Here is a 13,210-nt window from a genome sequence, read left to right as displayed (position 1 = left end):
CGCTTGTAAGAAAAACGCCCTACAACACTTACAGGTGTTGTAGGGCGTTAAACTTTGGAACTTTCTAAAGCGTGAGAGGAGTGCTTGTTGCGGTTGGTTGTCCTCCCGGCAGAGCTTGACATGTCAACAGATCTTCCTGGGCGCCTCCCGGGCCGAAAAGCTCTTCCGTATAGATCAAGAACTGCCCCCCTGCGGCGTCTATGTCTTCTTGTGAAGGTATGTTTGTGACACTCTGGAACTCAATAAGAGCGCCGGAAATGTCGTTGTTTGGCGGAGTGATCATCGCGAGAATATCGTTCAGTCTTTGCAATAGTGTCGTTGCGGCGTTAATATTTTGAGCGTCAACAGTGGCATTCTTGTCAAGGATTTTCTGGAGTTCGTCCCGTCGTTTCTCTATTTCCGCGATTTTTGCTTCATACAGGGGAGGGGTCGGGTTGTTGGGGTCAGTTTCATAATCATCAACAGACTGCCAACAGATGATCCTTTCGTCGTTAGTCCCCACCAGATCATTTAATGCGTCGAGCACGCCTTGATATGCCGTAAGATACGCCGTTGTGGACGCTATGGCGGTGTTCAAACTTGCCAACAGCGGGGCTCTGTATTGTTCAAATGGATCTGGGACATCAAAAAGGTCCGGGTTTTTTTCCCTGGTTAAATTAGCGAGCCCGTCCGTTAGAAGTTTGTTGAAGAACGTGTTGAGTATCGCGGAGATCATTTCTCCTATTTCATCCGCCGCAAGGATCTGTCTGCCGTCAATGGTGAGCGCAAAATCGGTTTGCGACGCAAGGACACTGCCCAGATTTACCTTTGACGCGGTAATACACGCCTCCATGCCGCCATCGTAGTAGGGCCCGGCATAACTGCGTGCTTCTGCGGTGCCTACCCAATTGTCGCCTGGAATATCAACATTATTCTCATCAACGCCGAAGTCGGCGTCATCCTTAAAGTCACATTTATATTGACTAAGGAATCCCCGCGACTGATTGGCATCGTCGCGTGCATTTTGCTGTGCCGATACTATACGCGCGTATCGTTCATCTTCAGCCAAGAAGTAAGAGCCGAACGCGTTATTTTGAGGTTGGACCACGCTGATCCACGCTGTCCACCCCCCTTCATTGAAGTCATTGGAAAATGCGTTCAGATTGTTAACGATCCCGCTAAAGGTGCACTGCGCCTTTTGTTTATAGGAAGGTACGATTGCCAGTTCAAACAGTATCTGCGGTTTGAACGGTTCACAGAGTCCGGCCAATCCAACCTCATTGATGAATGCCCCCGATACGGTGTCGGCAACAGAACCAAGAAATCTTTTCGGATTATCCACGAATCCCGGCTGTCCTTTAAAGCCCCCGTTTATCCAATCAACGACATCTCCGGTCATTTTTTGTAGGAATGCCCTTACAACCAGCGCAACAATGGAATCCAGGCACGACTCTTTGTTTTCCAGCTTTTTTGTTTTATCTCTTACCTCGCTATCGTCTACGGGAACTTCATTGCCACCACCTCCACCCGCACTCCCACCGCCTGACCCTCCTCCGGCACCGGATGATGATCCCCCACCCCCAAAACCACTAAAACAACCAGTAAGACCACCGCCAGCCTGCGCGCTCGTGGTACGCGGTTTTAAGAAAAAGAGAGGAGCTCCCAGGAGCGAAGTTATCAGAAGAGCGGCTATGATGCTGTGCGGTTTAAAAAAATACATGATGATTATCGGGTGAATACATATCCGGGTTCTTTTGTTTCAAAAGAGACGCCGTGGGAGGGAAAATACGAATTGAGGTCACCGAATATTTTATCAAGTGATGTGGTGTGTTCGGTATAGGCCTTTGCGCCGATCATTCCCACGAGAGGGTCCGTAAGTATGGTGTTCATCTGCTCAATTGATCGTTCAGTGGCAAGATATGTATTGATGAGCGGTAAGTGAATGTTTGCGGCGCTTGAAGGAACACGAACGGATTGGAATTCAGCGATAAGAGCTTTGTGGACCTCTATACTGCGGTCAAGCTTCTTTAGTTCGTTTTTATCTTGTGTTTCAAGCGCGCGGGCCAGCACTGCAAGCTCGCTCGGCAAACCTAAGTCCGCATATTTTTTTACGATAGTACCCATCGCGTTGCCATACGCGCGCAGAGACGGAATACTATTGTCTTCCGTAAGACGCAGGTCTGATCTACTCCGTCCTGCACCTACACCGCCGGCACCGTTCGCTCCTATGAAATTTTGGACGAGCGATTCTGAAAGCTGGGACATCGTTCCCTCGTTGAAGTTGCCGCTTTCCTTGAGGTTGATAATGGTTGCGAAATATTCTCGGGTCAAAAGCGCCGTTTGCGACAACTCTTCGGTGGAAGTCGCCTCTCCCTCCGACCCACCCCCTCCGGTTTTTTCCACATACGCATCGTCAGGTCCGGCGATGGTCGGATTCCTTTTTGCCGCTACTTCATCCCCATCGGAAGTGCCGTCTCCATCAGTATCGGGATTTTTCACATCGGTTCCCCAGAGTGATTCTTCCCAATCTTTGAGTCCGTCTTCATCAGTATCTTGTTCAGTGTAGGCTAGAGCAAGATCGGTAACTTTTGCCGATTCTGAGGTGAGCGAGGAATTTTGAGACTTGTTCTTTCCGATGTTCGCTACCCAAAACACTCCCCCTCCCACAAAGACGACGGAGAGTATCATCAGCAATAATTTTTTACTCGGTAAATAATGGTGCATATGAGCGTTCTTTTAACAAGTATAGCAAATGAGATGGTATTAATACAGAAAAACATTGAGCGCTGTGGATAATACCGTGTACTTTGAGTTACGAAACTTGCTTTCGATGGGTTTCTCTTCAATTTCGAGTGAGACGCAGGTAAAAATTACTCATCATATACGGCGTATATGATGAGTAATTTTTAACAAGTCGTAGCCGAAATTGAAGAGAAAGACGCGGAATTGAAGTTTCGTAATTCAAAGTGTACAATGGAATCAAGACAAATAACAAGGCGAGTACTATGGGTTTACTTCTCAATAAAATAATAGTGGCAGTGGTCGGAGTCGTTCTCGCGGGAGGCGCTCTTTTATTGGTAACCGTATCGGAAAAGAAGCAGACGGCGTTTGACCAGTTTGCTTTGCCAGAAGAAGAGGTAGTGAGGGTCCCGTTTGGAGACAGTAGTGGTGGAGGACGGCAAACGATTACCCCGTATTTTGGAGAAAAAAAGACAACAGGTAATTTCCTGCTTGACGCGATATCCGGCATCACCTCCGGTATCACGAAAACATTGGAAAAAAATACCACTTCCCAAACTTACACCGCCACCGGGATACCACCACCGCCAGGAAACTTACCCGGACCAATACCGCCCGATCTGACGATATGTTTACCCAGCAAAGAAGGGCACTTAAGCGCCGCCGTTTTGTTTCAAATCTCCAGATATTTTGAAGTAGTTTGTCCGCACATTGGTGAGCCACGCATGATGACATCCCTTTTCTATAATGAATGGAAAAAGGGTTGCGAAGATACGTATGAGGACGACTCACTTCAATGTCCTGTTACCTCTAACGTTTTCTCTGATAATTGCGTGGGGTTTAAAGCTTTTTTTGATAAGCTTACGAGTAGTGAGTGTGGGCCTGGCGGCGGCGGAATTGGCGGCGGCGGCGGTGGCGGCCAAGGAGAGGGAACACCATTCGGTGGCAAAGTGGAGAGTGTTGACTACACAGTGTGTACATGTTCCCCGGGTAGTAAAATTATTAAGGTTGGTGAGCCGAACAGCGCGGAGCTCATGATAAACACCGCTACCAAAGTATACGCAGAATATAATACGGACAGCACAGGCCAATGGGTCATAGGGTTATATCAAAAAGGGGGAACGTGTTCATACGGTGATGAGTGCGAAGAAACGTACACACCCAGCGAGGGGACCGCTACCAGTATTGGGACCTCACAGAATTAAAAAAGATTAATGAAAGGAAAAAAGACATTCCGCTCAAATGGAACGTCTTTTTTCTTTACGGAGTAGCCTCCCCATCCGCAAGAGAAAATATTACTTGCTCACCTTTTGTAATGCCGTGTTTTTTTATAAAACCCGCGGGCACTTCAAGCACGTAACGAACCGGTAGCGCGGGACTAAAGGTGTTGGGGAACGATCCCGGGCTGACTTCTTCGGTGATGTCCGCAACATGAAAAGATTCGTCGATCCAAATGATGTCTATAGAGAAGCGCATCTCCTTCATCCAAAAAGGATACACGCCCGGTCTCTCAAAGATAAACAACATGCCGTTTTCTTCTCCGAGCGTCTTTTTCCCCGAAAGTCCTCGGGTTCGTTCTTCAGGCGTGTCAACAACTTCCACGAGAACCTCCGTTTCACCAACCATAACAAACGGATGTGCTGACACCTGTTCCGAGACTTCCTCTCCGCTTTCGCGCGCGACAAAAAACAGGGAAACAAAAATAACGGATCCCAACAAAAACGGCAAGAGATAGTGTTTTAAAGATGTTTGCCAAGACATAGCCAATTTTCTACGGTACAATTTTCCGCGCGTGCTTTTTGTGATATGTCGCACGTTTCAAAAACTTTTGCCGCGCACCCGAGATTGCTTCTCAATAACTTTCGCTTATGCGCGAAACCTTTTCGCGCGATAGCAAAAAACTTTTTTTGTTCCGCATCGGAACGAAAGGGAGAGGCGATCTGTTCCACCGAGACAATGGCGGAATCCACCCGCGGCGCCGGAGAAAAATATCGAGCAGGTACGCTCTTCACATAACGCGGGACCCCGTACACTTTCACGCTGACGGAAAGGAGACTCTCCTTTTTGTCTTTCGCGATGCGCGCCGCGACTTCTTTTTGAATGAGCAAAACCATGTGCGATGGCCGTACAGGGGACTCCAAGAATAACTTGAATAACTGCCCGGTGATGTAGTAAGGGATGTTGGCAACAACTTTATACTTTCCGCTTTGTAGGCCGTGAAGGGCATGGTCAAAAGATAAAATATCCGCGTGGACGAGTATCAATTTCCCGTTCGCGATTTCCCGAGAGAATTTTTCTTTAAGAAAAGAAATGAGGCGATTGTCTTTTTCAACCGCGATCACGCGCGCCGCCTTTTCAAGGAGCGCTTCGGTCAACACACCCTTCCCCGGACCAACCTCAAGAACGGTGTCGGTTGCGGAAATTCCCGCGGTGGAAACGATCAAAGACACAACGTGTTTTGATTTTAAGAAATGTTGTCCGAGTGATTTTTTTGCTCGCATGTTAGTTATAAGAAATTGTGGGTACCGCGATCTGTTCATCTTCAATCAACTCGGCATCAATGTCTATGATGAATTCCGACGGCGCGTTGACTTGCTTCATGCCGAAGATCGTCCGCACGGAGGCGTACGTCAAGTAGCATTTTTTTTCAGCCCGCGTGAGAGCGACGTAAAAAAGACGTCGCTCTTCCTCCGCGCGGTCTTCCCCGTCACCGGCATTCCCGAATCCTCCGTGCGGAAAGAGATCCTGTTCAAGACCTGTGATGAACACATACGGAAACTCAAGTCCTTTTGACGCGTGCACGGTCATGAGGCGCACGGCGTCCTCTTCTTTTTTTGTGTTCGCGACAAGCGAGTCCTGATCGGACGCCAGAGCCGCGTCCTCCAAAAGTTTACTGACGCCTTCTTCCGGTTCCAAAACATCGTATTTGGTCGCAAGGGTCACGAGCTCTCTGATGTTTTCCAAACGCTCTTTGTCATCTTCGGTTCCCTTCTTCAGCATGGTTTCAATGCCGGAGCGACCCATAATGAACTTCACCGTCTCTGATGTTTTTTTGTTGAGCGCGTACTCTTTGATCTCTCCCAACATCGCTCTAAATTCTGAAACTTTTTTCCGCGCGCCTTCCGGGAGTTTTTCTTCCTCTCCCGAGAACATTTTGAGAAGGGTCACTTTGCCGATGCCGCGCGGAGGAACATTGATGATCCGCTTGATGTTCGCGTAACTTTCCTGATTGAGCGCACAGCGCAAGAACGAGAGCACGTCCTTCACTTCTTTGCGTTCAAAGAATTTGACACCAAGCACTTGATAAGGAATCTGGTGAGAGAGAAATGCTTCCTCCAGTACGCGCGATTGGAAATTGGCGCGATAGAGAACAGCGATATCTTTGGGAGAAACATCCCCGCCAATAAGTTCGGCCGCTTTGCTCGCGACAAAAAACGCTTCGTCGTTCTCATCGTACGCGCTGTAAAGTCCGATCTTTTCCCCGCCTTCTTTTTTTGTGAACAAGTTTTTTTCCTTGCGTACTTTATTTTTTTTGATGATGTCGTTTGCCGCCGTGAGAATGTTTGCCGTTGAACGATAGTTTTCTTCCAAGAGCACCACCTTTGCCTCCGGATAATCTTTTTCAAAATTCAAGATATTGCGAAAGTCCGCTCCCCGCCACGAGTAGATGGAATTATGGACCGGTATCCGCTCGGCGATATAATTATGCGTATGCGCAACATCCAGATCGTAAACGGCGCCCCGGTATGGCTTTTTCTCTACGTGCATAATGGTATCGTTCACAAGGCAGTCGTTTTGCCGGTATGCGATAGACATGGTGGGAAGCATGTTTGCCGCTGGTTGGAAAAATAGACGCTTGTTTTTTGTAATGGCGGCGGTTCGTGTAATTGAAAGGGATGGGTCGAGCTTTTCAATACTTCGCGCAAGGCGCTCAAGTTCGCCATAATCAAGCCGCGTTATCTCAAGCCGCCAATCATTTCGTTTCCCTTTGCGCGGCGTAAATCCCTCGCGAATCAATTTTTGTTTCAAGGCGCGACTTGTCGTGTTGATGCAAAGACGGCTCATTCCCCATGGATTTTTGCCACTCTTCCTCCCGTCATCGCAGAGCGTCAAGCGTATTTTGACACGACGACGCTCGGTGTTTACCAAGGTAGTGCCTTGCGGAGCATAATGCGGATAATCAAACACAAGACCGGTGTCGCGGAACAAGTTTTCCACCCGCTCTTTTGTGGGGATTGACGCAAAGAGGTCACTTATTTCACGCTCGCTCATATCCATACCTCGTCCGCCCGCGTAAAACACAGTTGTGGGGATACCGTAGGTGAATGCAAACCACTGTTCCCAATATTGCGCTTTCGCCCGCGTCGGCGACACTTTCAATATCCAGATGCGATCGGCATGTTCTTGATTAGAGCGCGTACGCAACCCGTTCTCTTTTTTGTTTTTATTAAAACTGCGAATGCTTTGTACGACACCGATACGGCATCCCTTATCTCTTCGGTACATAAGATACGTATAATACACTCCCCGTGTTGCAGCCAGATCGGCAAATACCATGTGGCCCGGGGTAAGGGAAAGCCGCGCTCCCTTTTTGGTGCGGATAGAGATGAGGTCGCCGTTGTAGAATCGTTTATGCACCTTTTGTATTGGCTGTACGCAGAGTGCGCCATGTCCCGCAGCGCTCTGCACCATATCCCCTTTTCGCATCTTCTCAATCGGTTTTAACCCCGCCGCCGTCGCGATTTGTGTTGCCCCCGGGAGGCATTGATCCATATCGCCGACCACGCAGATGTTTTTCCTCTCGCCCGCCAGAAGTTTTGAAAACCTGTATTGCGAAACGTTCGTGTCCTGGTATTCATCAATGTGAATGTATTGCCAAAGATTTTGGTAGCGAGTGCGCACCTCCTCGTTGTGTTCAAGAAAAAGAACCGCTCTTAAAATGAGATCATCAAAATCAAGACTCCCGTTTTTCGCGAGCAGTTTTTCATACGCAAGCCACACGGAAGATAAAATTCGCGGAAAGTATTCATTGCCGATTCCCAGGGCGTAGCGCTCCGCCGTCACTAAGTCCGCCTTCTGTCTGGAGATGACATTTTTGAGACGTTTCGGCTCAAACTGCTTGGGGTCAAGAGAAAGGGACACGATGGCCTCTTTCATGAGCGCGAGCGCGTCTCCTTCATCGGCGATGGTGAAGTGTTTCGGGATGCCAAGCGCCAAGCTGTTCTCTCGCACGATATGAACCCCGAGTGCGTGGAAGGTGCTCACAAAGGGTCGCTCGGAAAACGTAAGGGGCAGGTTTAATCCCGCGTCGCTTTGTATGAGCTTTATGATGCGGTCGCGCATTTCTTTTGCCGCCTTGTTGGTAAAGGTTATGGCGAGGATATTTCGGGGCGCTACGCCCGTTTTGATCAGGTTGAGGATCCGGTGCGTGATCGCTTTGGTTTTCCCCGCGCCCGCACCGGCGACAATGAGAAGAGGGCCTTCTTTATGGAGAACGGTTTCTTTCTGGGCGTCATTGAGCCCTGCGAGATGATCAGTCATTCGTTCAATAATAGCAATATTTTACAGATGTTAAAAGAAAAACCGCTATTTTTGAGATATCCACAGGACCGGGCGCTTCCCTTTTTTTGGTGTTTTTCTTTGAATTCTTGCGAAATAACACGAAATGTAAGATCAGTACAGTAAAAACCCTTTATTTTAAGCCATATATCAAACTTTGGTTATCCACATTATGTCTTGCGAATGACACACTAAGCCAGGTATAATTGTGAGTAACGGATAGAAACGACAGAACGATCTTTTGACTTACCCTACTTAACAAACCTACCCAAAACGGCCTTGTTAAGCCACAAGTAAGCCGCGCCTGTACGGCACAAGAGTGATCCCCCTAAAAATAGGCTTATTTTACCTCAACAACAAGACCCTGGCTTAATTCGTGATTCCCGTGGCCAGGCGACAATACACTCTCCATTCATTAAGCTTATTCTAAAAAAGCCTTTTTTTGGTGTGTCCGTCGCCCTCTTTACACTAGTAGCCCCGTTGAGCGTAAACGCGGGTTTATTATCTTTTGTCGGCAGTATTTTTGAAAAGGATACCCAAGAGATGGTAGAGAACAAAGAAATGAACTCACAAAACATGACCTTGCTCTACGCCGCTGTGAATTTTGACCCTAATCCTGCAAAAGGAGGAGGCGACATTACTATCATAGGTGGCACTGCCCTTCTGCCTGATGCCGGTCCTTCGGGAACGTTGGCGGACATTGAGGACAGCCCCACAACCTCCGACCAGATCAGTGTATATGTGGTGCGCGAAGGAGACTCGCTTTCTCAGATCGCAAAAATGTTTGGCGTGACCACCAACACTATTATCTGGGCAAACGACATCAAACGAGGCGGATTGGTCCAGGAAGGCCAAACTCTCATCATTCTTCCCATATCCGGCATACGGCACAGCGTGGCGAAAGGGGATACGCTCAAGAGTATCGTGAAAAAATACAAAGGCGACATGAACGAAGTGTTGGGGTTCAACGATCTTACGGAGAATGCGGCACTTGCGGTTGGCGATGTGGTGGTGATCCCCGATGGTGAGATTGAAGCACCGAAAACGCCTACTGTAACAAAAACCATTGCGCGCGGTACGAACGCTCCCTCGTACAGCGGATACTACCTTCGCCCTGTTGTCGGCGGCACAAAAACGCAAGGACTGCACGGATACAACGGTGTTGACCTTGCCGCACCGGCCGGTACGCCCATTCTCGCTTCGGCTACGGGTGACGTGATCATCAGCCGTAGCGGAGGATGGAACGGAGGGTATGGAACGTACATCGTCATCAGTCATTCCAACGGAACGCAAACATTGTACTCGCATAACAGCAAGAATATCGTGAGCGAGGGGTCGCACGTGGTACAGGGACAGATCATCGGCTATGTCGGATCAACCGGAAAATCAACAGGAACACACGTGCACTTTGAGGTTCGCGGCGCAAAAAACCCCTTTTAAATACAAAGAGACCTAGATAGCACCCGAGTGCAAAAACCCGCCTTCCAAAGAAGAGCGGGTTTTTGTTTTACTTACTGCTTGACTCAACTATGCATGCGAGGCCGGTACTGGAGCGCTTCCATGAGATGACCTTCGGTGATTTCTTCGGCACCCGCGAGGTCGGCAATGGTACGTGCCACCTTAATGACTTTGTGATAGGCGCGTGCGGAGAGTCCCATCTGATCCGAAGATTGGTTCAACATTTGTTTCACGTCCTCTCCCAGAAAAATGAACTCCGTAATCTCGCGCGCGCCCATTTCGCTATTGGTGGTGATGTTGCGTGCCGTCCTCTGGAACCGTTTGCGTTGTATCGCCCGGGCGCGAGAAACACGTTCTCTGATATGAGCGCTTGATTCGGCACCCTCCGATTTTTCCGAGAGTTTCCGATGATCAACCGATCCGACAGAAAGCCAGATATCAATTCTGTCCATAATGGGACCCGAGAGTTTTCTTTGATATTTCAATAAATGCGACGGCGTGCAGGTGCAGGTTTTTTCCGTGCCATAATTGCCGCACGGGCAGGGGTTCATCGCGGCAACGAGGATAAAGTTTGCGGGAAATTGCGCGGACCCTTTCACGCGTGAAATGTTAACGATCTTGTCTTCCAGCGGCTGGCGCAAGGATTCCAGGACGCGCTTTTCAAACTCGGGGAATTCATCCAGGAAAAGCACCCCCCGATGCGCGAGAGTGATCTCTCCCGGTTTGGGAATACTGCCTCCTCCCACGATTGAAGTATATGATGCCGTGTGATGCGGAGAACGGAATGGCGAGTCAGTCATCAAATGTCCCTCCAGTGTCCCCGCGACAGAGTGAATGCCGGTTACCTCAAGCGCTTCATTGAAAGAGAGCTCGGGGAGAATTTCCGCAAACGCCCTGGCAAGCATCGTTTTCCCGGTGCCGGGCGGCCCGTACATTGCCACGTTGTGTCCTCCTCCTGCCGCAAGCAAGAGTCCGCGCTTCGCGCTCTCCTGCCCCCTCACGTCAGAAAAATCAACCGAGGATATCGGAGCAACACGGGAGGGAGCTATAGCTCTTTGCTCCGGTTGCAGTTTCGGAGATTCTTGAGGCGCCCCTTTTTCATGTTTTTCATGCAGGTGTTCCACGAGTTCCTTGAGTGTTTTTATGCCGAAGACGGAAATGCCTTCAATCAGCGCCCCTTCGGCGGCGTTTTCCTTGGGAAGATAGATCTCTTTGAATCCTTGTTTCTTTGCTTCTTGCGTCAGAACAAGGACGCCTTTAATGGGACGCACGGCGCCGTCCAAAGAAAGTTCCCCCAGAAACAATTTTCCCGTCGGATCAAACGAAATATCGTTGACCGCGAGAAGATACGCGATCGCCATGGGCAGATCAAAACTAGGCCCTTCTTTTTTCAGATCAGCGGGAGCAAGCGAGATAACCACCTTTTGGTTTTGGTTCTTGGGCGATGTAAATCCTGAATTTTTAATTGCGGCCGAGATGCGGTCGCGGGATTCCTCCACCGCTTTGTCGGGGAGACCCACAACGGCGAACGCATAAAGCGTTTTTTTAGTAACGTCAACTTCCACATCTATCACACGAGCGCGAAGCCCTGTTGTCTGTACCGAGAATACTTTTGAGAAATACCGCATATATATTTTTCATTATAACAAGCGAGGATCGCCGCGAAAGTTTCTGAACTTTCAGGGCGTCCGAGCACCGTTATAATATCAGGTTTAACACCTGTTATTATAGCAATAATGTAACAAAAAAAACCACCAAGCAGTGGTTGTTTTTTAAACATAAGAAAATTTTCTATTCTTTTCTATCCTTCAAGATGCGCTTTGCAGGTTTTTGCCGCGGGGTTTGCCTCCAATCGGTCTTCTTCAATCATCTCTCCACCAACCTCGCATACACCATACGTGTTGTTCTCAATCCTTTGGAGCGCCGCATTGATGTTTTGGAGATGATTTTCAAGCTCTACTTCTACCGCCGCGCGCCCTTCGTACTCTTCTACGGCATCTGCCGCTTCACTTTTGTCTGCGCGCATCGTGTCTCTGTTTTCCGGCGTGGCTTCCCAATCCGCTGCATTGCTCGGATTAACACGCCCCAGAGTACCCAACTCCTTCAAGAGGCGCTCTTTTTCTTTCTGCAGAAGTGTTTTGAAATGTTGTGTATCAATCGCCATATGGGTCACATAAAGGGTAGAAGAAAAGTATACCCTTTGTTTCAACGTCGTTCGGACGGTGTGTAAAATAAGAATTTTCCACACCGTCCTCGCTTGTTGAAATGATAGCATTTGCGTTTCCAAAAAGCAAAAAACAAAACTCTCTTACTGCGCACCTTCTTTTGGTCTGCTCAGCCGTGCGATGACCTCGTCGAGCGTGTCGGGACTCGTACTCACAACGATCGTGTTGTTGTCATAGAAAGAGTACAAAAGCACGATCTCGCCCGTTTCGTTATAGAGGACACGCAAGTCCTTGTTCTTCAGTACGAAATCCTGGAAGTTCTTGCCATATACATCCTTTCCTTCAGATGATGCGAATAATGGTAAGAGCTCTCTCCCCATGAATTCTTCCCACTTAAGCATTCCCGCGAACGCGTTCTCAAAAAAATTTGTCTTTAGTATAAGGAACGCCTCATTGCCGTTGAATGCGTGGACGCCAAGCATGAACTGCGGCTCAAGGGAGCGCGACAGCGCGTTTGGCATTTTACTTTCAAGCGCGCGGAAGAACCTTTCCGTACTGACGAGCCGCAGAGTGTTGGTTGGGGAGAGCGGCGCGGAGGGGTCAACACGTTCGGCAAAATAGATATTCAGAACAGAATCAAGGCGAAGATTTGAGGCGTTTATTTCTTTGTTCACCTCGCTTATTACTCTGTCCCGAGAGAAACCGGTGATGTCTATCCCCTTTTTCGCTTCCGCGAAGACGAGCGCAGGAACTTCGGTTTTCTCTGTCGGACTTTCAACACTTTTATTGTTACTCAAAAAATAAAATCCGCCGCCGCCGATAAGTACAATGCTCAAGACTATGAAGAATGCACTGGTCAAGATCACCGGAAGGTTTTTCTTTGAGGTCGGGGAAAGTTCTTCCGCATTCTTCTCCTTGCGCTTATGTTCCGCGAGCACCATCTGAATAACCGACGTTTTCTGTTTTTTGAGCGCCTCCGCGACATCGCTTTGATAGGTGCGGATCGTTTTGACGCTATCGCCTTCCTGCTCCCCTCCTTCGGGGGGCGCAATCGGGGTGATTCGAGAAGTTTTTGGGAGAATTGTTATTGGCCACGCGAGAGCTTCACGCTCCTGCTCAAGGATACGCGCCGCGAACAACGGATCCCTGACTGCGGTTTGCGGCCGTTCTCCGTGTGTATCAAGCAAAATATCTTCTCTGTGAGGGATTCCCGGTACCGGTGGCAGTGGTGGTACTTCTACCTTTGTGCCACTACTCCTTACTTCCCCCAAAATTTCCATACTCACCGCTCCAGCCGGGAGAGCGCCTTC

The 13,210-nt window shown here is 48.9% G+C and carries 10 protein-coding genes; 2 read left to right on the top strand and 8 right to left on the bottom strand.

What is annotated here, in order from left to right:
- Positions 1-64: 64 nt before the first annotated feature.
- Together AAB523_02435 and AAB523_02430 are read right to left on the bottom strand one after the other, a co-directional pair.
- Positions 65-1,699, bottom strand: a complete 1,635-nt coding sequence (locus AAB523_02435; GenBank protein ID MEK7556121.1) for a hypothetical protein — start codon at positions 1,697-1,699, stop codon at positions 65-67.
- 5 nt (positions 1,700-1,704) lie between these two features.
- Positions 1,705-2,703, bottom strand: a complete 999-nt coding sequence (locus AAB523_02430) for a hypothetical protein (GenBank protein MEK7556120.1) — start codon at positions 2,701-2,703, stop codon at positions 1,705-1,707.
- Positions 2,704-2,984: 281 nt separating this feature from the next.
- On the opposite strand from AAB523_02430, the gene AAB523_02425 reads away from it, so the two are divergent.
- Positions 2,985-3,923 (top strand): hypothetical protein, encoded by a 939-nt coding sequence (locus AAB523_02425; protein ID MEK7556119.1) that lies wholly within the window; start codon positions 2,985-2,987, stop codon positions 3,921-3,923.
- Between the two features lie 55 nt (positions 3,924-3,978).
- Here AAB523_02425 and AAB523_02420 read toward each other — a convergent pair whose 3' ends face one another.
- From AAB523_02420 to AAB523_02410, 3 genes are read right to left on the bottom strand one after another with little or no spacing between them, the layout of a single operon-like run.
- Positions 3,979-4,479, bottom strand: coding sequence for a DUF192 domain-containing protein (locus tag AAB523_02420; protein ID MEK7556118.1), 501 nt, complete (start codon positions 4,477-4,479; stop codon positions 3,979-3,981).
- Positions 4,458-5,219 (bottom strand): 16S rRNA (adenine(1518)-N(6)/adenine(1519)-N(6))-dimethyltransferase RsmA, encoded by a 762-nt coding sequence (gene rsmA / locus AAB523_02415; protein ID MEK7556117.1) that lies wholly within the window; start codon positions 5,217-5,219, stop codon positions 4,458-4,460. Before rsmA ends, AAB523_02420 begins: the two co-directional genes overlap by 22 nt.
- Position 5,220: 1 nt before the next feature.
- Entirely contained in the window at positions 5,221-8,259 is a 3,039-nt protein-coding gene (locus AAB523_02410) for a UvrD-helicase domain-containing protein (protein MEK7556116.1), read from the bottom strand.
- A 561-nt stretch (positions 8,260-8,820) separates the two neighbouring features.
- Here AAB523_02410 and AAB523_02405 point away from each other — a divergent pair.
- Entirely contained in the window at positions 8,821-9,717 is an 897-nt protein-coding gene (locus tag AAB523_02405; protein ID MEK7556115.1) for a peptidoglycan DD-metalloendopeptidase family protein, read from the top strand.
- Positions 9,718-9,800: 83 nt separating this feature from the next.
- Here AAB523_02405 and AAB523_02400 read toward each other — a convergent pair whose 3' ends face one another.
- The 3 genes from AAB523_02400 to AAB523_02390 form a co-directional block, all read right to left on the bottom strand.
- A complete protein-coding gene (locus tag AAB523_02400; GenBank protein ID MEK7556114.1) occupies positions 9,801-11,363 on the bottom strand; it encodes a YifB family Mg chelatase-like AAA ATPase in 1,563 nt (520 codons plus the stop codon).
- 173 nt (positions 11,364-11,536) lie between these two features.
- Positions 11,537-11,899 carry a TraR/DksA C4-type zinc finger protein gene (locus AAB523_02395; GenBank protein ID MEK7556113.1) on the bottom strand — a complete coding sequence of 121 codons (363 nt, stop codon included), beginning with the start codon at positions 11,897-11,899 and terminating at the stop codon, positions 11,537-11,539.
- Between the two features lie 144 nt (positions 11,900-12,043).
- A partial coding sequence (locus AAB523_02390) for a hypothetical protein (protein MEK7556112.1) occupies positions 12,044-13,210 on the bottom strand: 1,167 nt, incomplete at its 5' end.

The organism is Patescibacteria group bacterium, assembly GCA_038063375.1.
GTDB lineage: Bacteria > Patescibacteriota > Minisyncoccia > Phycocordibacterales > JANLHH01 > JANLHH01.
This window is presented reverse-complemented; position numbering and strand designations above follow the sequence as displayed.